18 protein-coding genes, 1 tRNA gene and 1 pseudogene are annotated in these 26494 nt (G+C 67.2%); 10 read left to right on the top strand and 10 right to left on the bottom strand.

All coding sequences use genetic code 11. The annotated features are described in order from the left end of the window. Positions 1–66 precede the first annotated feature (66 nt). The 4 genes from AWC02_RS09875 to AWC02_RS09860 all read left to right on the top strand — a co-directional run bounded on the left by AWC02_RS09875 (position 67) and on the right by AWC02_RS09860 (position 4057). Entirely contained in the window at positions 67–699 is a 633-nt protein-coding gene (locus AWC02_RS09875) for a TetR/AcrR family transcriptional regulator (RefSeq protein ID WP_085128605.1), read from the top strand. A gap of 39 nt (positions 700–738) precedes the next feature. Next, positions 739–2322: a Na+/H+ antiporter gene (locus AWC02_RS09870; RefSeq protein WP_085128644.1), complete on the top strand. Its 1584-nt coding sequence runs from the start codon at positions 739–741 to the stop codon at positions 2320–2322. Between the two features lie 93 nt (positions 2323–2415). Beyond that, positions 2416–3126, top strand: coding sequence for a cutinase family protein (locus AWC02_RS09865; RefSeq protein ID WP_419179231.1), 711 nt, complete (start codon positions 2416–2418; stop codon positions 3124–3126). A 304-nt stretch (positions 3127–3430) separates the two neighbouring features. After that, a complete protein-coding gene (locus AWC02_RS09860) occupies positions 3431–4057 on the top strand; it encodes a hypothetical protein (protein WP_133055621.1) in 627 nt (208 codons plus the stop codon). A 29-nt stretch (positions 4058–4086) separates the two neighbouring features. On the opposite strand, the gene AWC02_RS09855 is transcribed toward AWC02_RS09860, so the two are convergent. From AWC02_RS09855 to AWC02_RS21610, 3 genes are all read right to left on the bottom strand, one after another. Further along, the gene (locus AWC02_RS09855) at positions 4087–6180 is read right to left on the bottom strand and encodes an Ig-like domain-containing protein (RefSeq protein WP_085128602.1); all 2094 of its coding nucleotides are present in this window, start codon (positions 6178–6180) and stop codon (positions 4087–4089) included. A gap of 282 nt (positions 6181–6462) precedes the next feature. Beyond that, positions 6463–7434, bottom strand: coding sequence for a hypothetical protein (locus tag AWC02_RS09850; protein ID WP_133055620.1), 972 nt, complete (start codon positions 7432–7434; stop codon positions 6463–6465). A 92-nt stretch (positions 7435–7526) separates the two neighbouring features. Further along, entirely contained in the window at positions 7527–7796 is a 270-nt protein-coding gene (locus AWC02_RS21610) for a hypothetical protein (RefSeq protein WP_133055619.1), read from the bottom strand. Positions 7797–8004: 208 nt separating this feature from the next. On the opposite strand from AWC02_RS21610, the gene AWC02_RS09845 reads away from it, so the two are divergent. Next, positions 8005–8616, top strand: coding sequence for a uracil-DNA glycosylase (locus AWC02_RS09845; protein ID WP_085128600.1), 612 nt, complete (start codon positions 8005–8007; stop codon positions 8614–8616). Here AWC02_RS09845 and AWC02_RS23020 read toward each other — a convergent pair. Beyond that, positions 8512–8935: pseudogene (locus AWC02_RS23020) on the bottom strand (hypothetical protein); the annotation flags it as partial. The gene AWC02_RS09845 and the pseudogene AWC02_RS23020 sit on opposite strands and share 105 nt — an antisense overlap. Before the next feature lie 331 nt (positions 8936–9266). Between AWC02_RS23020 and AWC02_RS09840 the strand changes: the two are divergent. Continuing rightward, positions 9267–10025, top strand: coding sequence for a PE-PPE domain-containing protein (locus AWC02_RS09840; RefSeq protein WP_085128599.1), 759 nt, complete (start codon positions 9267–9269; stop codon positions 10023–10025). Positions 10026–10084: 59 nt separating this feature from the next. Here AWC02_RS09840 and AWC02_RS09835 read toward each other — a convergent pair. Next, positions 10085–10161 (bottom strand) — tRNA-Ile (locus tag AWC02_RS09835). 89 nt (positions 10162–10250) lie between these two features. Next, positions 10251–10979 carry a methanethiol S-methyltransferase gene (mddA, locus tag AWC02_RS09830; RefSeq protein ID WP_085128598.1) on the bottom strand — a complete coding sequence of 243 codons (729 nt, stop codon included), beginning with the start codon at positions 10977–10979 and terminating at the stop codon, positions 10251–10253. Positions 10980–11086: 107 nt separating this feature from the next. Between mddA and AWC02_RS09825 the strand changes: the two genes are divergently transcribed. Beyond that, entirely contained in the window at positions 11087–11950 is an 864-nt protein-coding gene (locus AWC02_RS09825; protein ID WP_085128597.1) for an alpha/beta fold hydrolase, read from the top strand. 2 nt (positions 11951–11952) lie between these two features. On the opposite strand, the gene AWC02_RS09820 is transcribed toward AWC02_RS09825, so the two are convergent. Further along, positions 11953–12693 carry a carboxymuconolactone decarboxylase family protein gene (locus AWC02_RS09820; RefSeq protein ID WP_085128596.1) on the bottom strand — a complete coding sequence of 247 codons (741 nt, stop codon included), beginning with the start codon at positions 12691–12693 and terminating at the stop codon, positions 11953–11955. 40 nt (positions 12694–12733) lie between these two features. Between AWC02_RS09820 and AWC02_RS09815 the strand changes: the two genes are divergently transcribed. Beyond that, complete coding sequence (locus AWC02_RS09815; protein WP_085128595.1) at positions 12734–13738, top strand: zinc-binding dehydrogenase; 1005 nt, start codon at positions 12734–12736, stop codon at positions 13736–13738. An 11-nt stretch (positions 13739–13749) separates the two neighbouring features. Here the strand turns inward: AWC02_RS09815 and htpG are convergent, their stop codons facing one another. After that, positions 13750–15681 carry a molecular chaperone HtpG gene (gene htpG, locus AWC02_RS09810; protein ID WP_085128594.1) on the bottom strand — a complete coding sequence of 644 codons (1932 nt, stop codon included), beginning with the start codon at positions 15679–15681 and terminating at the stop codon, positions 13750–13752. Positions 15682–15847: 166 nt separating this feature from the next. Between htpG and AWC02_RS09805 the strand changes: the two genes are divergently transcribed. Then, positions 15848–22513: a BTAD domain-containing putative transcriptional regulator gene (locus tag AWC02_RS09805; protein WP_085128593.1), complete on the top strand. Its 6666-nt coding sequence runs from the start codon at positions 15848–15850 to the stop codon at positions 22511–22513. A 12-nt stretch (positions 22514–22525) separates the two neighbouring features. On the opposite strand, the gene AWC02_RS09800 is transcribed toward AWC02_RS09805, so the two are convergent. Next, positions 22526–23893, bottom strand: coding sequence for a metallopeptidase TldD-related protein (locus AWC02_RS09800; protein WP_085128592.1), 1368 nt, complete (start codon positions 23891–23893; stop codon positions 22526–22528). Then, entirely contained in the window at positions 23890–25404 is a 1515-nt protein-coding gene (locus AWC02_RS09795; protein WP_085128591.1) for a TldD/PmbA family protein, read from the bottom strand. The genes AWC02_RS09800 and AWC02_RS09795 overlap by 4 nt, the downstream gene beginning before the upstream one ends. Positions 25405–25466: 62 nt before the next feature. Between AWC02_RS09795 and AWC02_RS09790 the strand changes: the two genes are divergently transcribed. Next, on the top strand, positions 25467–26483 hold the full coding sequence (locus AWC02_RS09790; RefSeq protein WP_165757881.1) for a DUF2804 family protein: 1017 nt from the start codon (positions 25467–25469) through the stop codon (positions 26481–26483). The last annotated feature ends 11 nt before the right edge of the window (positions 26484–26494 follow it).

Genomic DNA, 26494 nt, shown 5'->3' with positions numbered 1-26494 from the left:
GGAGCATAATGCGCCTCGCCACAGAATCATAGTGGGCACTATGGAAATCTTGTTAGGATTCCGGGGATGGCTCAATCGGAGGCGCGGCGCAGCAACAAGCGCGGGCTGGCTACCCGCGAGGCCATGCTGGACGCCGCGGTGCGCTCCCTGGCCACCGGCGATCCCGGCGCGGTCTCGGCCAGCCGGATCGCCAGGGAGTGCGGCGCCACGTGGGGCGCCGTGCAGTACCAGTTCGGCGACGTCGATGGCTTCTGGGCGGCGGTCCTGCACCGCACCGCCGAACGGCGCGACGCGGCCATCTCAGCCTTTGGAACCCTGAATTCGGGTGCGCCGCTGCGGGATCGGGTCGCGGCGATCATCGACACGCTTTATGAAGGGCTGGCATCGCCGGACTCCCGGGCGATCGAGAACCTGCGGGCCGCCCTGCCCCGCGACCACCGCGAACTGGAGCGGCTGTACCCGCGCACCGCTGCCGAACTGTTCTCCTGGGGCAAGAGCTGGCTGACCACATGCCATGCCGCCTTCGCAGATCTGGGCGTCGACCCGCAACGCGTACGCGAAGTGGCCGCCCTCATTCCGGGCGCAATGCGCGGCCTGGTGTCCGAACGCCAGCTGGGCTCCTACGCCGACCTCGACGAGGCCCGCCGCGGGCTGACCAATGCGCTGGCGGCCTACCTGGAGCCCTCGCGGAACGGCTGAGCCGCTGCGGATAACGGGCATCCAAGCGAGGATGTGAAGGTGTTTGGCCTCGTCGTCGTTGTCACCCTCGTCGCCACCGTGGTCCTGGGCACCGTCCTGGGCAAACGGTATCGGGTCGGTCCCCCGGTACTGCTGATCCTGCTCGGCGGCGCGCTGGGTCTCATCCCCCGCTTCGGCGATGCGCAGCTTGACGGGGAGATCGTGTTGCTGCTGTTCCTGCCGGCGATCCTGTACTGGGAGAGCATGAACACCAGCTTTCGCGAGATCCGCGCGAACCTGCGCATGATCGTGCTGGTCAGCGTGGGCCTGGTGATAGCCACCGCGGTGGCGGTGTCGTGGACCGCCCGCGCGCTGGGGATGGAGCCGCATGCGGCCTCCGTCCTGGGCGCGGTGCTCTCGCCCACCGACGCCGCCGCGGTGGCCGGACTGGCCAAGAAGCTGCCGCGCCGGCCCCTGACCGTGCTGCGTGCCGAGAGCATCATCAACGACGGGACGGCCCTGGTGTTGTTCGCGGTGACCGTCGCCGTCGCGACCGGCAGCCCGGCGATCGGGCCGCTCCATCTGGTGGAACGTTTCGTGGGCTCCTACCTCGGCGGTATCGCGGCCGGTCTGCTGGTGGCCGGGGCGGTGACGCTGCTGCGCCGCCGTATCGACGCGCCCCTGGAGGAAGGCGCCTTAAGCGTGCTGACACCGTTCGCGGCGTTCCTGCTGGCCCAGACCTTTGATTGCAGCGGCGTGGTGGCGGTGCTGGTCTCAGCACTGGTACTCACCTATGTGGGGCCGCGGGTGGTCGGGGCGCGCTCGCGACTGCAGGCCTTTGCGTTCTGGGACATGGCGACGTTTCTGATCAACGGCTCGCTGTGGGTGTTCGTCGGGGTGCAGATTCCCGGTGCGGTCCATGGCATTCACCACGTCGGCGCCGGGCTTCGGCACGCCACCGTCCTGGGACTGGCCGTCACCGCTGTCGTCATCGTCACCCGGATCGCGTGGACGGAGATCACCACCATGCTCATCCGCATGGTGGACCGCCGGGCCGTACAGCGCGCCCGTCGCGTCAACTGGCGTCAGCGCATGGTGTCGAGCTGGGCCGGGTTCCGCGGTGCGGTCTCGCTGGCCGCGGCGCTGGCCGTCCCGATGACCACCCATGCCGGCACACCGTTCCCCGATCGCCACCTGATCATCTATGTGGTGTCGTTTGTGATCCTGGTGACGGTGCTGTTGCAGGGCAGTACGTTGCCCGCCGTCGTCCGCTGGGCCCGCATGCCCGCCGACACCGCCCACGCCGAGGAGTTGCAGCTGGCCCGCACCCGTGCCGCCGAAGCGGCGTTGGAGGCGTTGCCGCGGGTGGCCGAAGACCTTCAGGCCGACGCGGACCTGGTGAGTGGACTGCGCCAGGAATACCAGGATCGGGCTGCGCTGGCGACGGCGCCCGAGCAGGCGAACGCCGTCGCCGAACGCGACGACGTCATGCGGCAGCTGCAGTTGGGCGTACTCGAGCACCAGCGCCGCGTGGTCACCGAACTGCGCGACCGAAATCAGATCGACGACATCGTCTTACGCGAGGTCCAGGCGGAGATGGACTTGGAGGAGGTACGCCTGCTGGGACCCGCCGACGCCGAATAGCGGCCGGATCTCATCCATTACAGCGCGGGGCCAGCTGAGCCGATCGGTGCCCGACGGCCGACGGTGCCCCGCTGCTCCGGTGGCGACGAGACGATGCAACGCATTACTATCCATTTCGTGAGCGAAACCCTGGCCCGCCGATTGCGACTCGCCGGCTCCGGCACGGTGCTGGCGGCTGCCTTGCTGACCGCGCCCGTCGTGATTCCCGCCGGGACGCCCGGAGCAGTTGCCCCGGCCGCCGCGGCCTGCCCCGACGTCGAGGTGGTGTTCGCCCGCGGGCGCCTGGAGTCCCCCGGGGCCGGTGCGGTGGGCAACGCCTTCGTCAGCGCGTTGCGCGCCAAGTCGTCGAAGAACATCAGTCTGTACGCGGTGAAATACCCCGCCGACAATCAGATCGACGTGGGCGCCAATGACATGAGCGCCCACATTCAGAACACGATCAACGGCTGCCCCAACACCCGCATCGTGCCGGGCGGATACTCGCTGGGCGCGGCGGTCACCGACGTGGTGCTTGCGGTCCCGTTCTCAGCGTTTGGCTTCAACAATCCCCTGCCGCCGGGCGCCGACCAGCACATCGCCGCGGTTGCGTTGTTCGGCAATGGCAGCCAATGGGTCGGCCCCATCACGAACTTCAACCCGGTGTACAACGACCGGACCATCGAGCAGTGCCACGGCGCCGACCCGGTCTGCAACCCCGCCGACCCCAACACGTGGCAGGAGAACTGGCCGCAGCACCTGGCCAGCGCCTACATCTCGTCAGGCATGGTCAACCAGGCGGCTGACTTCGTCGCCGGGAAGCTGTAGCGGCACAAGCGGTTGCGCCGCGACCCAGACCGCGGCGTCCCCCGGCCGGTGTTGGTAGCTCGGCACATCGTGGCGCGGATTTCGCACGGCCGTGCCGACAGCGCCCATTCCACCCGGGAGTGCAGGAGTGACCCGGGGTGCTGCGAGCGGATTCCGGACGTGACTTTCCGCAGGCCCACGGGCGGAGCCACCCAATAGAATCCTCAGCTAAGGCCACTGAAACTTCAGGTTGCGCTCAGTAATTGCTAACGCTACGTTCGTGAAAGCAGGAAAACTGTCCGTTAACTTCGCTGGGAGGGCACCCATGAACCACGTCCGTCGCACGCACGCAGCAGCAGCCATTGTCGCGGCCGGCGCCAGCCTTCTCGCCGTCGGTCCCGCATCCCCTCAGCTAAGCCAAGCCGCGGTCCAGCTAACAGCAGGCACAGCCGATTTCACCATCCTCCCCTATCCCGCAGGGACGGCCTCAGATCTGTTGCCGGCCTTGGGAATCAACCTGTCCCTTGCCGGAAACCTTGTGCAGGAGGGACTATCGGACCTCTTCGAACTCGACCTTTTGGGAGCCGTCGGAAACTTCGCCTCGGCCGGTGCCAATATCTTTCCCGCTGTCCCAGAGAACATCCTGCTGGCCGCGGTGGGCGGTGTGCTGGGCCAGAACTTCGGGGGCTACCTATCCTTCGCCGGCGAATTCGCCATCAACCCGCCACTCACGGACTGGTCCACGCTTGTTCCCAGCCTGACGGAGTTGTTCCAAGCCGGCGCCTACGAGCTCAGCGCAGGCGTGCAGAGCTTCTTCGCGGGCGACATCGCCGACAGCCTGTATCACACCTTCGCAGGCGTGGACGACCTGTTCGTCATGCTACCGGCGATGGTCTTCCTCGGGGTCCCTGCGCTGCTGGGCGACAGCCTGCTCGACCTCGTCGGCCTGTGAGAGGCGCGGGTAAGCCCGCCCGGCAGTGATCATGACACCCGTCCCGTCAGCGGCGCACCGGGCTGGGTCATCAGCATCGGTGGCAGAGCCGGCGGGACCGGGGCCGCGGGCACCAGCGGAGCCGACGGTGTCAGCGGCGACGCCGGCGACATCGGGGTCAGCGGTTCCGTCGGTGTCATCGGGGTCAGCGGCAATGTCGGGGTCAGCGGCGATGTCGGTGCCGGCGTGGACGCCGGTGCGGCCGGGGCGGCCGTGCCCGCGCTCCAGTTGCCGTCGTTGCCGGCGGTGTAGGCCAACCAGACCCGCTCGACACCGGCCTGGGCCTTGGCCGCCTTGAGCTGTTCGTTCTGATAGCCGTTGCGCGGCACGGCGAATGAGCCGTGACCGATGCAGCCAACGGTGCCGCCGCCGAACTGGCCGGATCCGGAGCTGACGTGCCAGCCGTCGGGACCCTGGCAGGCGTACGGCATGTTCTGGCCGCAGGACTCTGCCTGGAAGCGACCGGAACCGTTGTGCACCGCGCATTGCTGAGTGGGGCTGGACAGCGGTTGGCCGTAGGACCAACTCCATACAAACCCACCCAGCTGATCGCTCTGCGGGTCCACGAAGTTCAGCCCGGGCGCATTGGTGCCGCAGCGCATCATCTCGTGAATGGCCTCCCCCGACATCGGCTGGTAGGCGCCGCCGCCGGCGAGTACGTCGACCAGGGTGTTGGAGTCGAAGAAGCGGGTCCAGTTGGTGTCGAACTGCGCCCGGGAGAAGTAGCAGTCCGGGTACTGCACGGTGACCGGCTGGCCCTTTTCCACGACGTTGCTGTCATTGAAGCCCAGCGCATCCCAGCCCGGGTCGCGGCCGCATCCGCTGGTGTAGAGCAGGACCTGCTTTCCGGAGGCCTGGATATCGGCCAGGCTCACGTCCAGCGGTACCCCGGTGGTGGCGCAGGTGGCGCCAGCCTGGACCTGGCTGGGCCGGAACAACAGGTCGCGGGCCGAGGTGCTGCCCAGCGTGCTCTCGATGACCGCGGCACCGGCGGGCAGCGACTTGGTGACGTCGTCGACCGGGTCGTCGAGGCGGTTCTCGATGTAGAGGACGATCACCTGGTCGGGATGGGCGTCGAGCCAGCGGCGGATCTCCTGGAAGCCGGAGGCCGCGGTGCGTTCGAACGTGCAGCCCAGGTGATTGTCGAAGCCGTGACACAAGATGGGCGCGTACCCGCCGGGCGCGCCCAGGCTGGTGAACCAGTGCACGTCGATCTCCAGCGCCCGGATGTCCATGTCGAGCTGGTTGACCACCGAATACAGCTGGTCGGGATCCATGCCCGAAAGAGTCGGCGGGATATTGGCGTTGGTGTAGTTGTACGAGTTGTGGGTGGACGGCAGCTGGGCGTCCCGCAGAGGTAGGTCCAGGGTCAGCCGGTACTGCTGAACCAGCGCCCGGTGCACCGGCCCGGCAAGGTACTTCTGCACGCTGGCGTCGCCGATGGGACTGCCGCCGCGCAGGGCGCAGTAGTTGATCGGGCCGTTGATCACCCGGCATTGGCTGGCCACCAGTTGCGCTGCGGCGTCGAGGGTCTTGCATGTCACGGCGAGCTGTCCGGTGGCGACGTCGAAGCAGGCGCTGATCAACCCGTGCTTGTTGCCGCCGAACCAGCTACAGGCCGCCACCGAACCGACTGTGCTGCAAGCCTGTACCAGCGGATCGGTGACATCGCCGATCGCCGTACACACCGGATTGAACGCCGGGCCCAGGTCGGTGCAGGCGGTGGCCAGCGACGGCGGCGCCGACGACTCGGACACCACCTGGATGCCCACGGTAGCCGGGTTCGAGAACGAGGCGTCATCGGCCGTGGTGTAGCTGAAGGCGTCGGTGCCGACATAGCCGGTGGCCGGGGTGTAGGTGAAGGTGGCGTCGCTGACGGTCACGGTGCCGTGCGCGGGCGGGGTGACGATCGTGAACTGGGCGGCGGGGTTGGCCGGGTTGGCCACCAGTCCGGCCGTCACGGGGGTGGAGGTGGTGGTCACGGCCATCACGTTCTGCACTTGGGCGCTCGACGCGAACGGCACCGCCGGCACGCCCGAGGCGATCCCCGCTCCGCCGGAAAGCACTGAGAGAACGGCGATCACGGCCGTCCAGCGCAGTCGGCGTTTTATGGTCCTCGCCGGGGCGGTCCACCCCAGGTGGCGCCGAGACCGCTCAACTGCCCCTTGACCCACGAACCAAACTCCTCATTCGGTTACGACACCGACTCGCTCTCAGAACGCTCATGCAACGTCCGTAACAATGGGCAACAAAAATCACACCCGTAACACGACACGATCACAGAACAAGCGCAATACGTTCTTCGGGTTAACTTGGCTTGGATTTACCGGAGCAGGGGCCCGCCGGCGTCATCGGCGCCGGAAGGTTCAGAACTCGGGCAGCAGGTCGCCCGGATCGGCGAGCACGGCGTCTGCGACGTCCGGCAGCAGCGGTTCGGCGAGCGCGATGTCTACGACGTCCGGCACGAGGGGTTCGGCGAGCGCGATGCCTGCGATGTCTGCGACGTCCGGCACGAGCGGTTCGGCGAGCGGTGAGTAGGGGGCGCCGATCGATTCGGCGACGGCACGCGGCAGATAGTTCACCAGGGCGTCGACGAACCCGGATTGGTTCACATCTTCGAAGGGCGCGAGAAGTCCTGCCAGGCCGGGGGTTTCACTGTTGAGGAACGCGTCGAGAAGTTGGGCCGGCGCACCGATCAACCCGACCAGCGCACCGGCGATATCTCCGGAGGACAGGTCGTCGATGAAGTCGCGGGCAATCGTTCCCACCTCGGCGAACGCGGCCTGCACCGAGCTCAGCGCGGCCAGCCCGACCGGCACCTGGACCGCATGCAGCGTGGCCATGGCCGCGCTGACGACGTTGCCCACGATTCCGTAAGGAATCGCCACCAGGTGGTCCACCAATCCGAGGACCGGAAACGCGCTCAACACGACGATGATGCCCTGCCCGAGCGCCTCCACGATGTTCCCGGCCTCGATGGCACCGAACAGGACTTCCAGCTGTCCGGGCAGGTTGATCAGGCCGTCGACGAACGACCGCGCCGTGGCACCCAACAAGTCGAACGTCGTCTCCACATAGCCGAACCAGTTCGTGACGAGCTGCACCACCGTGGGCAGCGGGTCTTCGAGCCAGTGCCCGCCGATGGTGACCAGATTGTTGAACGTGTTGGTGACCAGGTCTACGTAGGGGTCCAGCGGATTGGCCGCCAACTCGACTGCGCGCGTGACAGCCGGCGGAGGCGGCGCCACCGACGGCGGCATGACGAGGGCACCGGCGGCCAGGGCTGCGATGCCGACGGTGATACGGGGGTGGCGGCTGACTGATCCCACAACACTCATTTCATGACTGGAGCCACTACGGTAACTCTAGGAACGCAGGTCAGCGAGGAGAAACGCGCGGGTTTGTGGTGCGGCGGGGGCCCGTCACGGCGTCACGGGCACCCCTCGCGGTAATCGCAGTAGTGGTAGCCGCCCGGACCCCACTTGCCCGGCTCTTTGCCTGACCAGTCGTATCCGCCGGGGTACCGATGGCCCCACGGCGGTACCGCCGCGCATGGTGACCACGGCAATTGGCTCGTGAATCCACACCCCGGCGGCGAATGGCCCTGCTCGGCACCGACCGGAGCAGCGAGCGCAGCCGCGGCCAGCCAGATGGCGGTGGCGCCGGCAGCAGCCGTGGCGGATGCAATTCCGAACTTCATAGCGCCATACTGTCGCGCCGGTCCGACAAGCGTGCGAGCTACCGATCGCTAGAGTTCCGACGTCACTTTGTACGGCTCCCCAGGTTAGGCGCTGCCGCAGCATTGTCAGACCTTTGCGGTAAACCAATCCACAACACTGCAAACCGGTACTACGGTGACCAGAAGTGCTGGTCACCGATTACCAAATGAATCTGAGGTGCAACACCATATGACGGCCACCAAGCAGCGGCAAATGGATGCCATTGCCGCAGAAATTCGAACGTGCCGGGCGTGTCCGGGAATGAACATTCCACAGGAAACCGAATCAGCACCGGGGTTTGGCTCGGTAGATTCCCCCGTGGTCATCGTCGGGCAAAGTTTGTGCCGTCAGTGCATGGAAACGGGCGTACCGTTCACTGGCGGCAGCGGTCGTTACATCGATGATGCACTCGACCAGGCAGGGCAGCGCAAGGACCAGATCTTCATCACGAATGTCGTCCACTGCCACCCGCCCGGAAACCGCAAGTCCAAGCGCCTGGAGATCAATAACTGTCGGCGATTTCTCCATGAGGAACTGAAACTGGTCGGACCTGTCCTCGCCATAGGCTTGGGCCAAGACGCCAGAGCAGAATTACGGGCGCACTACGGCGATGGCCACGAACTCCCCTGGCCATTCGAAGCCCCGCGCAAAGTGGACCCAGACACCACATATCTGCTGTTCCCCGAGCATCCCGGCTCACTGCGCTACAAGAAGACCACAGATCGTGCGTACTACTCCCCTAGCCTGGCCGCTGCCATTGAGTGGAGTTTCAAGGTAAGGAACCGCCAGCGCAGAACCTGAGCAAGCAGCTCTGCGATACCAAAAGCTGTAGGGCTGTTCAACGTCGGTTGATCCTTTGACGGACCTTCTTCGGTTGATCCGTGACACTCTAGGTAGTGATTGGGCCTTTCCGCGGATGCGGAACGCCCGTTTGTTTCTTACCTCACCGCGGCTGGTCCGCGCTGCGGTCTTGACCGCCCTAGGGAAAACCGTTGAGCTGGTGTGGCCCTGAAGATGGCTTGGTGCGGGCGGGCGGTGCTATACGCAGGTGAGCGAACGGCTCTCGGTTGCTGAGGAATTCAGCACGCAAACTGCGATGGAAGCGCTCAATTTTGGCCGTCCTCAACCGCGGGAACGGGTGATTTTTAGGTCTGCGGCTTGCGAGCCGGCCCGCGGTACCGGGCGCCGACGCCGCAGGGGCGAGCCCATCCGACGGGCCCCGCGGCGCCCGAACCCCACACCTCAACGGCACTGACGTTCGTCAACTTTCTTCTGCGACTATCTTGATTCGCCCCACCAAATTGACGCTGCTTGCAATAATTCTGTCAGTCGCCGGCGGACGGCGCGGCGCACGATTCGACATCTTCGGGGGCATGTCGCACGGCGCAGTCACGTGTCGTCCAATCAGCTTGGCGACATCGTCAGTGATTGTTGCGATCAAGGGGGGATCGATGAAGCAGATCATCTTCGGCGCCGTACTGTGTGGCGCCGCGCTGGGCCTGGCCGGTGCAGCCAACGCCGCCAACGACAATTACGAATTCCTCTACGGCTCAACCGACGCGTTGGTCCTGGGCCCGACCGGAATCCCGACACCAAGTGCCAACTACATCAGCAACGGGATCGACCTGTACCTCGAGCCACTGGGTTACAACGGCACCCTGGCGTCGACGTTGCCGCTGACCATGCCCAACAGCTGGGACTTCTTGAACAGCGTTCCGCAGGGTCAGGCGATCCTCGTCGATGCGATCCTCGCCGACTACCACGCCGGCGAGATGGGCTGCGACGCCTCGGGCGTCTGCACCGACCCGCTGACCATCTTCACCTACTCCCAGAGCAGCCTCATCGCTTCCTACGCCCAGGAGCAACTCGCCGAAGCCGGCGTACCCACCGAGGCTTTACGTTTCGTGATGCTCGGCGCCAACCCCGCTGCTGTCCCCACCGACCTGTACCCGACCGAGGTATTCAACATCGAAGGCGACGTCTTCGCCGACAACTTGGGCAAGAGTTGGTGGGACCTGCTGTTGGGAAACACGAGTTGGCAAGACCTGCTGTACGGATTGGCGATTCATCAGGTCTACTTCGGCTTGACGGCAGACCAAATCGACTCGGCCACCGCGACCGTCGACGGGATGACCACGTTCAACGATATTCCCACCCTCGACACCGGTGAACTGATCCAAGCGCTGTTCAACTCGTTCTTTTCGGTGTGATGCACCGATAAGGGCATTGCGCCCGGCACTGGGCTCACGTACGCCTCGCGGACGATTGATGGTAGGGCGGGTGGGGCTCGAACCCACGACCAACGGATTATGAGTCCGCGGCTCTAACCGACTGAGCTACCGCCCCCTGGTCTATCTGGCGACCATGACATTAGCGCCCGCCGGGGCCGTAGACGACACGGCGGTGCGGCACTTTCGCTGCCGCTGATACAGAAGTCAGCGCACCCGCCGCGGAACGAGCATCGGGACCTCGCCGCGGTACTGCCGGTACTGGTCGCCGAGCAACCGGATCAGGTCGCCCTCCTCCAAGCGCACCGCGATCGCGATGTAGGCGGTGGTCGCCGCGGCGAACAGCAGGTGGCCGGCGGTCATCTGAGGCGTCGACCAGAACGCGATCAGGAAGCCCAGCATCAGCGGATGCCGCACCAGCCGATACAGCATCGGTGTCCGGAACCCGACGGTGGTGTAGGGCTGGTCCCGCCACGCTTGGTAGACCTGGCGCAGCCCGAACAGGTCGACATGGCTGATCAGGAAGGTCGACACCAGCGCTATCCCCCAGCCGAGCCAGAACAACACCCACAGCGCTATCCGGCCCGCCGGGGCCGTCACCTCCCAGACCACCGCCGGAATCGGACGCCACTGCCAGAACAAGAGGGCCAGAACCACGTTCGAGGCCAGAACAAAGGTGCTGCGCTCGATACTCACCGGCACCACCCGGGTCAGCCACCGCTTGAACACCGGCCGGGCCATCACACTGTGCTGCACGGCGAACAGGCTCAGCAGCAACACGTCGATGGCCAGCGCCGCGACCGGGCGCGCCTGCGGTCCGTGGTCGACGGTGCGCGGCACCACGAGATCTCCCACGAACCCGACGGCATAGGCGAAGACAGCGAGGAAGACCAGATAGTTGAGCACCCCGTAGACGAGGGCGAGGTGACGTGCCATGGCGCGCTCCTAGGGAATAAGCCATTCTAGCTCGCATTTCCGCAGCTCGATAGGGGTTCGACCGGCCGTCTGACGGGCACCGATCGGCCTCGGCTTACGATCCCAGGATGACCGCCGAAACGTTCGTCACCCACACCCCCGGCGATCTCCGGATCATCTCCGACCGCCATGGTGACCCCGACGCCCGCGCCGTTGTGTTCCTGCACGGCGGTGGGCAGACCCGCCGATCCTGGGGCCGGGCCGCCGCGGCGGTGGCCGCACGCGGCTGGCAAGCGGTCACCGTCGACCTGCGCGGCCACGGCGAGTCGGATTGGGCGAACCAGGGCGATTACCGCCTGGTCAGCTTCGCCACCGACGTCCACGAGGTGCTGCGCACTCTGCCGCCAGACCCGGTGCTCGTGGGTGCCTCGCTGGGCGGGTGCACTGCAATGCTGCTCGCCGGCGAACTGGCGCCCGGGGCCGCCAGCGCGGTGGTGCTGGTCGACATCGTGCCCAACATGGACGCCTCCGGCGCTGAGCGCGTGCAGGCGTTCATGGCCGAGAACATGGAATCCGGTTTCGACTCCCTTGATGAGGTCGCCGACGCGATCGCCGCCTACAACCCGCACCGGCCCCGCCCCGCCGACCTCCAGGGCCTCACCACCAACCTGCGCCGGCGCGGCGACCGCTGGTACTGGCACTGGGACCCGGAGTTCATCCGTGGCCCCGAGCACCAAGGGCCGATGGAGATCCACGACGTCGACCGGCTCAACGCCGCGGTGCGCACCATCCTCGAGGGCGGTGTCCCGATGCTGCTGGTGCGAGGCCAGCTCAGCGACCTGGTCAGCGCCGCCAACGCCGAGGAGTTCCTGGCCCGATTCCCGCAGGTGGAGTTCGTCGACGTCGCCGGCGCCGGCCACATGGTCGCCGGGGACCGCAATGACGTCTTCGCCGACGCCATCCTGGAGTTCCTGGCGCGGCACGCCGACTGAGCTCAGCCGAACACCGTCTGGCCGTCGGCGTCCAGCAGATAGCGCTCGGTGCCGTCGGCGACCCGCGCGGCGTCGGCAGCCAGCGCCACCGCAATCTTGTTCCCAGCGTTGCGCATCACGTCCAGAGTCAGCTCGACGGCCTGCTCGTCGGTGAAGTGCCGGCGTACCCCGGCGACCACCTCGGCGTCGATGTGCGTTGGCGACCAGATCAGCGCGTCGACGTAGCGCAGCGCGGCCTTCTGCGCGTCGCTGAGCAACACCGACTCCTCGAAACGTTCGATGTCGTCGTAGAGCGACTCAGATCCGCCCGCATCCAGGGCAGTCGTCTCCCGCAGCGACTTGCACAGCCGGCAGTTGTGCTGAGCCGCACCGCGCAGCCGCACCACCTCGGAGGTCACCGCATCCAGGGACCGCATCCGGGCTACCGCGGGCATGAACCCGTTGAACAGCGCGTCGGCCAGCTGGCCCGAGGTATCCCCGCCAGCCGCAGGTGACGAGCCGGCTATCCCCAGGGCAGCGAGGCCGGCACGCACCCGCGGCGCAAAATCGGCGACGAACATCTGCACGACCGCCCCGGGCGTCTGCTCCCCCAGTGCTTCCCACAGCCGGCTGCGCTGATCATCAGTGATCAGCGAGACATCGACACAGAACTGCTCTGTGAACTCGGCCACCGCGGGATCGGACTCGGCCGCCGGCCCGCCCGCCAACGCCTCCAACCGATTCAGCTCAGCGAGGATGTCCATGCCAAGGATTATGGCCCGGGCGGGCAATAGGCTGAGGCCCATGCGCGTCGTCGTCATCACCAAGCACGGTCCCCCGTCGGTGCTGCGGGTACAGGATCGTCCCGATCCGCCCCCTCCGGCGGCCGGCCAGGTGCGGATCGCGGTCCGTGCGGCCGGGGTGAACTTCGCCGACCACCTGGCCCGCGTCGGGCTGTATCCCGATGCGCCGAAGCTGCCCGCCGTGGTCGGCTATGAGGTCGCCGGGGTCATCGAGGCCGTCGGCGAGGGTGTGGACCCGGCGCGCGTCGGCGAGCGGGTTCTGGCCGGCACCCGTTTCGGTGGCTATGCCGAGATCGTCAACGCCAATGCCGCCGACACGGTGACGCTGCCGCCGTCGATGAGTTTCGAAGAGGGCGCCGCGATTCCGGTCAACTACTCGACGGCCTGGGCGGCGCTGCACGGTTACGGATCGCTGCAGGCCGGTGAGCGGGTTCTGGTGCACGCCGCGGCCGGCGGGGTCGGCATCGCGGCGATCCAGCTGGCCAAGGCCGCCGGCGCGGTCGTGCACGGCACCGCGTCGCCGGGCAAGCACGCCCAGCTCACCGCGCTGGGTATCGACCGGGCGCTCGACTACCGCCGCAAAGGCTGGTGGCGTGACCTGCCGCCGTACGACATCGTGCTCGACGGGCTCGGCGGCACCTCGCTGCGGCGCTCGTTCGCGCTGTTACGTCCCGGCGGACGCCTGGTCGCCTACGGCATCTCGTCGCTGCAGCAGGGCGAGAAACGCTCGCTGCTGCGCGCGGCGCCGCAGGCGGCGGCGATGCTGCGCGGGTTCAGTCTCATCACGCAGATGGAGCAGTCCAAGACCGTCATCGGCCTGAACATGCTGCGCCTGTGGGACGACCGCGGCACCCTCGGCCCCTGGATCGCCCCGCTGACCGCGGCGCTGGCCGACGGGATCGCCGCCCCGGTGGTGCATGCGGCGGTGCCGTTCGCCAACGCCCCGGAGGCCCACCGCATTCTGGCGGCCCGCGAAAACGTCGGCAAGGTGGTACTGGTGCCCTAGCCGGGCCCGGCTCAGACGGTGCGCGCCAGCCGGTGCGCCAGCAGCTCGGCGAAGCGGGCCGGATCCTCGAGTGCTCCGCCTTCGGCCAACAGCGCTGTGCCGTAGAGCAACTCCGCGGTCTCGGCCAGGCCGGGATCGTCGCTGCGCTCGGCGTGCGCCTGCCGCAGACCGGTGATCAGCGGGTGGGTCGGGTTGATCTCCAGAATGCGTTTGCCGACCGGCACATCCTGACCGTTGGCGCGGTAGATGCGCGCCAATGCCGGAGTGATCCCGAAGGTGTCGGTGATCAGGCAGGCCGGGGACTCGGTCAGCCGCGTCGACAGCCGGACCTCTTTGACGTGCTCGGCCAGGGTCTGCTCCAGCCAGGAGATCAGGTCGGCGAAATCCTTCTGCTGTTCCTTGCGCTCGGCTTCGTGCGCTGCCTTGTCCTCCTCGGAGTCCAAATCCACCTCGCCCTTGGCCGTCGACTGCAGCGGCTTGCCGTCGAACTCGGCGACGGTGTTCACCCACAGCTCGTCGACCGGGTCGGTCAGCAGCAGCACCTCGTAGCCCTTGGCCTTGAACGCCTCCAGATGCGGCGACTTCAGCAGTTGCTGACGCGATTCGCCGGTGGCGTAGAAGATCTGCTCCTGACCGTCTTTCATCCGTTCGACGTATTCGGCCAGCGTGGTGGACTCGGAGTCGCTGTGCGTCGAGGCGAAGGAACTGATCTCCAGCAGGGTCTGCTGATTGTCGAAGTCGGAGAGCAGTCCTTCCTTGACCACGCGACCGAACTCGGTCCAGAAGGTGCGGTAGTCCTCGGGCCGCTGCGACTGCAGCTCCTTGATGGTCGAGAGCACCTTCTTGGTCAGCCGCCGGCGGATGGCGTTGATCTGCCGGTCCTGCTGCAAGATCTCCCGGGAGACGTTCAGCGACATGTCCGCTGCGTCGACGACACCCTTGACGAAGCGCAGGTACTCGGGCATCAGCTGATCGCAGTCGCCCATGATGAACACGCGTTTGACATACAGTTGCACGCCCACGTGAGCATCCCGGTTGAACAGGTCCACCGGCGCGTGCGACGGGATGAACAGCAAGGCCTGGTATTCGAACGTGCCTTCGGCCTTCATCACGATGACCTCGAGCGGATCGTCCCAGGCGTGCGAGATGTGCTTGTAGAACTCGTTGTATTCCTCTTGGGAGACTTCGTCTTTGGGCCGTGCCCACAGCGCCTGCATCGAGTTCAGCGTCGCGGTCTCGACGGTGACCGTCTCTTCGCCGCCTTCCTCGGCCGGCGGCGTGCGGCGCTCCACCTGCATCCGGATCGGCCAGGCGATGAAGTCGGAATACTTCTTGACCAGGCTGCGGATCGTCCACTCGGAGGTGTAGTCGTGCAGCGCGTCTTCGGCATCCTCAGGCTTGAGGTGCAAGGTGATCGACGTCCCCTGCGGCGCGTCCTCGACCGATTCGATGGTGTAGGTGCCATCACCGCTGGACTCCCACCGGACGGCCTCGCTCTCGCCGGCCTTATGGGTGAGCATCTCGACCCGGTCGGCGACCATGAACACCGAGTAGAACCCCACCCCGAACTGGCCGATCAGTTCCTCGGACGCCTCGGCGTCGCGGGCTTCCCGCAGTTGCTGGCGCAGCTCGGCGGTGCCGGAGCGGGCCAGGGTGCCGATCAGATCCACCACCTCGTCGCGTGACATGCCGATGCCGTTGTCGCGGACCGTCAGGGTGCGCGCCGCCTTGTCCACGTCGATCTCGATGTGCAGATCGGAGGTGTCGACTTCCAGGTCCTTGTTGCGGAAGGCCTCGAGCCGCAGCTTGTCCAATGCGTCGGAGGCGTTGGAGATCAGCTCCCGCAAGAACGCGTCCTTGTTGGAGTACACCGAGTGGACCATCAAATCCAGCAGCTGACGAGCCTCAGCCTGAAACTCCAGCCGCTCCACACGTTCGCTCATAAGAGCCGAATTTTACCGACGGATTCGTCGCGATGCTCAGGGGGCCGAACAGGCGGCCCGGCGTCGCGGCAGGCCCCGGCAGCGGGGGCGAATCGAGCCTTTACCGGATCTTGACCGCCTGTTGAATCGGCCCACCGACGATTCTCCCGTGACTACCATTCAAACCGTGGAGCTGGGGGTTTTGGGACCTCTCCAGGCCCGGCGGGACGGCGCCTCGGTCGCCATCCCGGGCGCCAAACCGCGTGCGATCCTCACGATGCTGGGACTGCGCGGTGGCGCGGTCGTGCCCGCCGAAACGCTGATCGATCTGCTCTGGGGCCAGGATCCCCCGCGCACCGCCGCCAAAGCCCTACAAACCCACATCTCGGCGCTGCGGCGGGCGCTGGGCGACGGGTTCGTCCGCACCGAGGGCGCGGGCTGGGTTCTGGACGCGACCGAGGTGGACGCCCCGCGCTACCTACTCGCGGCCAAAGCCGGCCGAGACGCAGCGGCGGCCGGGGATGCCAATCAGGCGGCGGCGTGTTTCGAGGAGGCGCTGTGCCTCTGGCGCGGAGCACCCGAACTTCCCGGTTCCCGCCGGGGCGCCTCGGAACGGACCCGCTGGATCGAGGGCCACGCCGCGATGGTCGAGGACCGGGCCGATGCACTGCTGGCGACGGGGCGCGCCGCCGAACTCATCGGCGAACTGGAGGCCGCGGTGGCCGAGGCGCCGCTGCGCGAACGGCGCTGGGCCCAGCTCATGCTGGCCCTCTACCGTGCCGGCCGGCAGGGCGAAGCGCTGGGCGCCTATCAACGAGCGCGATCGCTGCTCGCCGACGAGCTCGGTGTCGACCCGGGACCGGAATTGCGGCGGCTGGCGGCCGCGATCGTCGCCCAGGACTCCGCACTGGATCACCCGGTGACCCAGCACCTTCCGTCGGTGACCCGGGCCGTGACCTTTCTGCTCACCGATATCGAGGGATCGACGGCCGCGTGGGAGGCCGATGCCGACGCCATGGGAAAAGCGCTCGCGCGCCACGACGAACTCGTCGAACAGGTCGTCACCTCCCGCGGCGGGCGGCTCATCAAAACGCGTGGCGAAGGCGATGCCACCTTCTCGGTCTTCGACCGGCCCTCAGCGGCGGCCGCCGCGGCCATCGAGCTGCAAGACGCCATCGCCCACGAGCCGTGGGCTCTCCATGACCCCATGCGCATCCGGATCGCCCTGCACACCGGCGAAGTCGAGCTGCGCGACGGCGACTACTTCGGTCGCGCGGTCAACCGCGCCGCCCGTCTGCGGTCACTGGCCGCCGGCGGCCAGATCCTGTGCTCAGGCGCTACGGCCGAGCTCGTCATCGACACCCTGCCCGACGACGTCGTCCTCGACGACCTCGGGATGCGCGCACTGCGTAACCTGCCGCGACCGGAGCATGTCTTCGAGCTCCGCCCGCAGACCGCGCAGCAGCCCGAGGAGCCCCTCGGCGAACCCTTCGAGCGGCCCGATCTGCCCGCGGTGCTGACCGGCCCCGGGCGGTTCGTGGGGCGCGGTCTGGAGCTGGAACGACTGGCCGCCGCGTGGAATGTCGTGCTGGCAGGCGGCATTCACGCAATGCTGATCGCAGGCGAACCCGGTGTGGGCAAGACGCGTCTGGCCGGTGAATGGTCGCGACAGGCCTTCGAGCAGGGCGCCGTCGTCTTGTACGGCCGGTCCGACGAGGACCTCGGAGCGCCCTATCAGCCATTCGCCGAAGCGCTGCGCTCACTCGTACCCTGCATCGGCACACACCGACTCCGCGGATTGCGCGGCGTTGAGGCGCTGCTTGCTCTGATTCCCAGCTTGAGCGAGCTACTCCCAGATCTGTCCGCGGCGCCCCGCGCCGACCCTGACACCGAACGTTATGCGCTCTTCGACGCCGTGGTCGGGCTGCTGGAACTGGCCTCTGCCGGTGCGCCCGTGGTGTTGATACTCGACGATCTGCACTGGGCGGCCAAACCGACACTGTTGCTGCTGCGGCATCTGCTGCGTTTCGGCGATCACACCCGGGTGCAGATCGTCGCGACGTACCGAAGTACCGACCTCGACCGATCTCATCCCCTGGCGGCAATGCTCGCCGACCTTAGCCGGGACGGCACCGCAGACCGCCTCTCCCTCGGGGGCCTCGGCGCCGACGACGTGACCGCCTATATCGCCGAGGCCGGCTACGACGACGAACAGCTCGCCCGGGCATTGGCATCGGTGACCGGCGGCAACCCGTTCTTCTTGATCGAGGCACTGCGCCACGTGGCGGAAAGTGGCGGAGTCTGGGATCCCAACACCTTGCCGCAGGGTGTGCGTGAAGCCGTGAGCCGCAGGCTGTCGCGTCTTCCGGCAGAGACCAACACGTCCCTGGCCGCCGCCGCCGTGGTCGGCAGCCACTTCGCCGTGGACCTCGTGGAGCGGGTGGTCGGACGCGACCTGGTCGACGACTTCGACGAGGCCTGCAAGGCCGGCATCGTCATCGAAGAACCCGGCGGTCGATACCGGTTCAACCACGCCCTGGTTCGGCAGGCACTGATTGCCGAGCTGGCCTCGGTGCGGCGCATGCGACTGCACCAGCGCATCGCCGCCACGCTGGAGGCCACCCACGGCACCGACGAGGAGCTGCTGGGAGAACTGGCATACCACTATTTCGAATGCGCGTGGGCGGGAAACGCGGCCAAAGCCGTCGAATACTGCCGGCGAGCGGCAGACCAGGCGATGTCGCGCCTGGCCTACGAAGCCGCCGCCGATCTGTACGACCGGGCGCTGCACGCCCTGGAGGAGATCGACGACGAGCTGCCCGATCGGGGCGACCAGACCGCGGATCTGCTGGTCGCGCGCTGCGAGGCGCTGCTGGCCGCCGGTGAGGTGACGGCGGCCACCCACGCGGTCTCGCAATTGCAGGCGGCGACGGTGGATTCGGCTCGGTTGGCGGCGTGGGCGACCTGCTTCGACGGCCAACTGTCGATGCTGATGCATCCGGAGCGATTGGACGAGATCGAGGCCGCGTTGGGCGCGGCCGCCGACCGGCTGGCCGGATTGGGCGACCCCGAAGGAGAAGCCAAAGCCCACACCGTGCGGGCGGGATGCCTTGCCCGTCTTGGGCGAATCGGCGACTGCGAGATCGCGCTGGACAGGGCGCTGACCGCGGCGCGGCACGCCCGCGAGCAGCGCCGGGTCAACGCCGTGCTGGCGGGAGCGCCTCTGGCCGCACTATGGGGTCCCAGCCCGGTTCCGCGTGCCGGTGGGCGTTGTCTTGATGTGGTACGGCTGTTGCGTATCACGACGGATTCTCCTGCGGTGGAGGCGACGTCGACGCGATGCCAAGCCGTCCTAGAGGCGTTCCGCGGCCGTGCCGCCACCGCCCGACGAATGATCGACTCGGCGCGGCGCACCGTGGCCGAGATCGGCCTGCGCCATGCATTGCTCGAGGTGGAGCAGTTCGCCGGAATCATTGAGCTGGTTCTCGATGACCCAGGCGGCGCCGAGCCACACCTACGTCAGGCCTACAACGGTTTTCGTCGCATGAGGATGGACACCGACACCGCCGAGACCGCTGCCCTGCTTGGCCGTGCCTGCCTGGCGCTTGGCCGAGATGCCGAAGCCGAGCAGTTGTGCACTGAGAGTGAGCGTCTCGCGGGTCATGCGCTGAAGGCGTCCATCGCCTGGCGGACTCTGCGCGCGCTGTTGGCGGCGCGCCGCGGTGATCATGAGCAAGCCCGCCGGTTCGCCGAAGCTGCCATAAACCTGGCTGAACGCACCGACGCCCTGGTCGATCACGGCGATGCCTGCCTGGCACTGGCGACGGTGCGCCACGCCGCCGGCGACACGCAGGGAGCGCGAGCCGCGGCGGAGCGAGCGACGGGGCTCTACGAGCGGAAAGGCGCGGAAGCGCTTGTCGCCAAGGCGCGCCGGATCTTCGGTGATCACGACATGCACACCGCACCACCGCCGCCCGAAGAACCGCCCGTCGAACCGGTCAATGCATGCGTGCGAGTAGTCCGCCGCATCGAAGCAGCTTTTGATCGGGAAGCCTGGCAAGAGGTCGAGCAGCTGTACGCGCCCACGGTCTTGGTCGAGAGCCGCCGCAGGTTGGTTGGTTTCGGCCCCCACAACCTCCCGGCAATCGAATGGGCCCGCGAAGCAAGGCGTTACCGTGCGATGTTCACCGTGCGGCACCGGAACATGGTGGTATCAGTGCGGGGCGAACGCCTCGCACTCACCCGGCTGGAGGTAGGCACTGCCGACGTCAGCCCTGGGGCGCCGAAGGAGGACATACTCCAGCTGTTCGGTCTCGGCGCGGATGACCGGATCGCACTGCGGATATCGTTCGACTTCGAAGACATGGACGCCGCAATCGCTGAACTCGATGCGCTGCACGCGGAGTGCGAAAAGGCACATCCTCGACTGCCGCTCGGGAACTTGGCAAGCAAGATGGCTGAGCGCTGGCGGGAACACTTCGCGGCGCGTGACTGGGCCGCCATGGCAGCTATGTCAGCCGACAATATCTGCACCGACGATCGGCGGCGCGTGGTGGGCGCCGGGGTCAGACGGGGGCGAGATGTCGCAATCGCCGACATGCGGGTTCTCGCCGAGCTTGATACGAACATGATGTCGACGGTCGTGGCCACCCGCGGCGAGCACCTCGCCCTCTGCCTTGACCGACTGTCGGAACATGAGCACCGGCCCGATGCGTTTCATGGCGAGATACTCAGCGTCATCGAGATCGACACCGACGGACGGCTCGCGGCAGGTGTCATCTTCGATGCTGACGACTCCGCTGACGCATTGGCCGTGCTCGATGCGCGGTATCTCGCGGGCGAAGCGGCCGGGTGTTCCACCACCTGGTCGGCGATCACAACGGCTTTCGGCGCGCTGAATCGGGGCGACACGCCGACGACCATGCCCGCCTTCACCGATGTCGACCATCGGGCGCTTGCGATCGTCGGGGCGGGCGACTTGATGGCATACCTTCGCGTCGCGCTGGCAGACATGGAGCGAACCTTCATCTACGTCGAAGCCGTACATCGGTTGACCGACCGCGGCGCAGTGATCACGCATGTGGCCAAGGGGACATCGCAAGACGGCTCAGACGTCGAGTGGCGCATGGTCGACACCCTCGTGGTCGACGGCGGTCTGATCAGCCACTGCGAGATGTTCGACGAGGCAGACCTCGACACCGCACTGGCACGGCTGGAGGAGCTGCAGTCGCGCAAGACGCGGCGATTGCACAATATGGCAAGTCAGGCGTCCCAACGCTTCCTAGCCCAGTTCACCAACCATGACTGGGCCGCTATGGCCGATATATGGGCCGACGACTACTACCACGACGACCACCGCAGCATCGTGAACGCCGGGATTCGACACGGCCGAGAGGCTGCCCTGGCCAACATGCGGGCTGTCGCCGACCTCAATATCACCGACGTCGACGTGAGCGACATCGCGACGCGCGGGGAGCACCTCATCCTCACTCGGAGCGTCTTCTCATTCCGGGATCAAGACCCCGAGGCATTCGTCGCCGAGCAACTCGACGTCGGGGAGTTCAATGCGGAGGGGCGGTTGGCGGCGAGTGTCTCGTTTGACCCCGACGACTTCGAGGCCGCCCTCGCCGAGCTTGACGCCCGCTACCTGGCCGGCGAAGCGGCGGCCTACGCACACACGTGGTCGGTAATAACCGCGGGCTATGCCGCCTTCAACCAACGCGAATTTCCCGAACTCGACTGGGAGAATGTCGATCATCGTCGCGGGAGGGCATTCGCCCCCGGTGAGTTGGCCGCCTATATGCGCGCTACGTGGGACCTCGCGCCCAACGTCGGGTGCTACGGCGAGGCGGTGCATCGGCTGAATGGCTTGGGTGCAGTCGTCACCCAAGTGGTGCGCGGGACCTCACAAGAGGGGTTCGAGGCCGAATGGCGCGAAGTCGTGCTGTTCACGGTCGAGGGCGAAATGATCAGCCGCTGCGAAGTATTCGACGAGGCCGATCTCGACGACGCACTCGCCAGATTCGACGAGCTGAGCCGATCGAGATCTGCGCTGGAGAACGCAGCCACACGGCGCTGCGTACTCGCTGCCGACGCTTTCAACCGCCGTGACGGGGACGCGATCTTCGCCCTTACCAGCGAGGACGGCCGGTATGACGACCGGCGCAAAGGTCTGCGTTCTGTGCTCGAGGGCCCAGATCGGCGGAAAGTCATCGACGCCACGGTGACAACGGTCCCAAGCACCTGGCGGATGGAAGTCAAACCCATCGCCGTGCGCGGATCCCGGCTCTCGCTGACCCGCGACTGCTATCGCGACATCGATGATCCCGACCGCCCGATATCCGTCGAGCTGTTGCATCTGGTGCAACTCGACTCCGCCGGTCTCATACAGCTGACCATGTCCTTCGACATCGACGACCTCGACACCGCGCTGGCCGAACTCGACGCCCGTTACATCGCCGACGAGGCCGCCGCCTGTGCGCAGACGTGGTCGCTGGTCACGGCCGCCTATGACGGGTTCAACCGGCGCGAAGTCTTTCCGACGACGCCGGACTGGATCAGCATTGACCACCGGCGGGGAGCAGGTTTCGAGTCCGGGGACATGATCCCCTACATCCAGGCCGCCTGGGCCGATTCACCAGACACCACCATCTATATCGCAGCGGTGCATCGGCTCAGCAGCTTCGGAGCGGTCGTCACCCACGTGGCGCACGGGATGTCACAAGACGGTTTCGCCGCCGAATGGCGCGATATCGTCGTCATGACTGTCGACGGCCACCTGTTCAATCGTTCTGAACTGTTCGACGGGGACGACCTCGACGCCGCGCTCATCCGGTTCGACGAACTCAGTTGATCGCAGCCGCCGTCATTGCGCCTGACTCACCGACGACATGTGGAAGTCGGGAATGCGCAGGGACGGCATCGACGCCCGGGTCGCCCAGTCACCCCACTCGCGCGGCAGCGTCGGCTCGGCGATCCCGGCCTGGGTGGCCCGGCGCAGCAGATCCAGGGGGCTCTCGTTGAACCGGAAGTTGTTCACCGCCGCGGTCACCTGGCCGTCTTCGACCAGATAGACACCGTCGCGGGTCAGCCCGGTCAGCAGCAGCGTGGTCGGATCCACCTCGCGGATGTACCACAGCGTGGTCAACAGCAGCCCACGCTCGGTCGAGGCGATCATCTCGTCCATGCTGGCCGAACCGCCCGTCATCAACAGGTTGTCGGCAGGCAGGGCGACCGGGGCACCGAACTCGGCGGCCACGGCCCGCGGATAGGCCAGCGCGTTGATCACCCCGCCCCGAATCCAGTCCACACACCCGATGTCCAGGCCGTTGTCGAACACCGACGCCGTCTCCGAGGACGTGCCGGTGGCAACGAACGGCGCGCACTCCAGCCCGTACGCGTGCGGGTCGGAGTACAACGTCAGCGGCAGTTCCGTCAGCCGCTCCCCCACCCGGGTGCCGCCGCCGGGTGCCGCCAGCGCGGTGCGGCCTTCCTGGGCTCCGCGGCCGCTCATCGTCCAGCCGAGATAGATCATCATGTCGGCCACCGTCGAAGGCGGCATCAACGTCTCGTAGCGCCCGGCCGGCAGCTCCACGGTGCGTGCCGCCCAGCCCAACCGCGTCCCCAGCTGCTCCAGAAGGGAATCGGTCGGGACGTCGACGAAGTCCGGGGTGCTGATCCCGGCCCAGGCACTGGCGCCGTCGCGTTTGCCGTTGATCTCCACCGTCCCGGTGGGCTGGGTGAAACGCCGCCGCAGTCCCGTCGAGGACGCCAAGAACGTGGTCTCCACCTCGTGGCGGGCAAAGCCGTAGAGCGCCTCGGCGCCCTTGAAGCCGCGACTCAGTCCGGCTGCCAGCTCGGTGAACACCTCCGCGCCGGTCTGGGGCACCGGCGCGTCCCAGTCCTGCGGTACGTCGGTGCCGCCCAGCAGCGGCGCGGCGTCACGCGCCGGCGGTGCCTGCGCGGCCGCCGCCGCCGACGCCGCGACCAGTTCGGGGATCAGCGCGGGGTCCACCTCGGCCGAGCTCAGCGAGCCGACGCGCGACCCCTCGTCGTCGGTGAGGATCGAGATCACCGTCGTGGTCCGGCTGGTCGACACCCCGTTGGTGGTCATCGAGTTGCCGGCCCAGCGCAATGACGCCTCGGTCCGGTCGGTGACCAGCACGATGGTCTCGGCCCCGTCGCTGCGGGCCGCTGCCAGCGCGGTGTCGACGACGTCTTGCGGCCCGATCATTCCCGGCCCCCCTCGCTGCGCGTGTTGAGCACGTTGATCCCCCGGAACAGCGCCGACGGGCAGCCGTGGCTGACCGCGGCCACTTGACCGGGCTGAGCCTTTCCGCAGTTGAACGCCCCGCCGAGCCGCCATGTCTCGGGCCCGCCGACAGCTTCCATCGCATTCCAGAACTCCGTGGTGGTCGCCTGGTAGGCGACGTCACGGACCTGCCCGTCGAGCCGGCCGTCCCGGATCCGGAAGAAACGCTGCCCGGTGAACTGGAAGTTGTAGCGCTGCATGTCGATCGACCAGGACCGGTCTCCGACGATGTAGATGCCGTCGTCCACCCGGCCGATGAGATCGGCCGTGGACAGGCCGTCGGTTCCGGGCTGCAGCGACACGTTGGCCATCCGCTGGATCGGAACGTGATGCGGAGAGTCGGCGTAGGAGCAGCCGTTGGAGCGGGCTTGGCCCAGCCGGGGGGCGAACACCCGATCGAGCTGGTAGCCCACGAACCGCCCGTCGCGCACCAGGTCCCAGCTCTGAGCGGCCACCCCTTCGTCGTCGTAGCCGACACTCGCCAGCCCGTAGGGCACCGTGCGGTCGGCGGTCACGTTCATCACCGGCGAGCCGTAGCGCAGCGTGCCGAGCTTGTCCGGGGTGGCGAACGACGTCCCGGCATAGGCCGCCTCGTAGCCGATCGCTCGATCGTATTCGGTTGCGTGGCCGATCGATTCGTGGATGGTCAGCCACAAATTGGTCGGGTCGATCACCAGGTCCGTCGGCCCGGCCGCCACGCTGGGCGACTTCACCTTCTCGGCGAGCAGCACCGGAATCTCCGCCAGCTCGCCCGACCAGTCCCACACCTCGTCGCCGGCGACCGCCTCCCACCCGCGTGCGGTCGGCGGCGCGCATGTGCGCATCGAGTCGAAACCGTCCGGACCGACGGTGACCGCGTCGCACACCGGCATCAGCCGCACCCGCTGCTGGGTGATCGACGAGCCGAACGTGTCGGCGTAGAAGGTCTGCTCCTTGACCGCGGTCAGCGCGGCCGTCACGTGGTGCACGCCGTCGGCGGCCAGCAACCGGCCCGAGTAGTCCTCCAGCACGGCGATCTTGTCGGCCGTCGGCACCTCGAACGGATCGATCCGGTAGTCCGAGACCCAGCTGGCGTCGCGGTACACTGGTTCGGCGGCCAGCTCGACCCGTTCGGCGTTGAGGACGGCCAGCGTCTTGGCGACCTGCACCGCACGGCGGGCGGTCTCGGCGGCCACGCCGGGCGCCAGTTCGGCATGCGAGGCGAAGCCCCAGGTGCCGTCGACGATCACCCGCACGGCGAAGCCCAGTTCGCGGTTGAGCACGGCGGTCTCCAGGGCACCGTCGCGCAGCCGGATGACCTCGGTGGCGATCCGGTGAATACGCAGGTCGGCGTGCTCGGCGCCCGCCGCTTTGGCCGCCGACAACGCGGCGTCGGCCAACTCGTGGCGGGGCAGGTCCAGAAACTCGGTGTCGATCCCCCGGTTCGCGCTCACCCGTCCACCGTAACGACGTACCGAAGGTTGACCACGGAATAGGTGTCCATAATGATCACGGCGTGACTGCGCCGCAGCGACTGGTTCAAGACGGTGTCCGCCACTACGGCCGCTTCGACGGGCGAGTCCGCGACGTCAACCCCGTCGACGCGCACCGCGGTGTCGCGCGCCTGTGGCGCGAATTTCGGCTCAAGGAATGGATCGGATTCGGCCTGGTCCATCCCGAGATATCGGGCGCGATGATCATGCAGGACGTCAAATACCTGGCGTCGTCGGAGCTGTTCGTCCGTGATCAGGCCACCGGTGTCCTAGTGGAGAAAAGCGCCCGCTTCCGGGGCGCCAGCCTGGGCCTGCCCGACGACCTGCTGCACGGCGGCCACTGCCGGGTCAAGACCCGGCGTTATCTGCTCGACTACGCCTTCGACGCCCCAGCCGGCACGATCACCATTCGGATGGACTGTGCGGCCGACCGCCGTGGGCCGGCGATCGCCGGGGCGCTGACGCTGTACCTCGACGGGGCCGCGCCGCCGCTCAGCCTCAGCGCCAGGCTCACGTCGACGATGGACTACTACACCTTCAAGCAGCCCCTCCCGGCCGGCGGGACACTCACGGTCGGTGACCGCAGCTACGTCTTCGACCCGGCCCGCGATTTCGCCATCCTTGATGAACATCGTTCGCAGTTCCCGTATTCGACGACGTGGACGTGGGGCACGTTCGCCGTGCACATGGGCGGTGGTGTGGTCGGTTCCAATTTCGTCGAGCGGCAGGAGCTCAGCGATGACGACGACGAGTCCTGCAACTGGGTTCCCGGCGGAGTGGAGCCGCTCGCCGGGGTCGAGTTCGCCTTCGCGTCCGACGAGCCGCGCTCCAGCGCGCAGGTGCGCGACCGTGACGGTCGTCTGGATGTGACGTTCACGCCGGCGGGCCGCAAAGCGGTCAAGGCCAACCTGGTGGCCGCCGGAATCGACTATTGGCAACTCAGCGGAACCTACCGGGGAACAGTGCGATCCTTAGCCGGAGAGTGTTTCGCCTTCGATCACGTGCCGGGGGTGCTTGAGCGGATGAAGGCCCGCTTTTGAGTCCACGTCAG

Source organism: Mycolicibacter engbaekii, assembly GCF_002101585.1.
Taxonomy (GTDB): Bacteria; Actinomycetota; Actinomycetes; order Mycobacteriales; family Mycobacteriaceae; genus Mycobacterium; species Mycobacterium engbaekii.
Note: the sequence above shows the minus strand (reverse complement) of the source record. Positions and strands in the feature narration are given on the sequence as shown.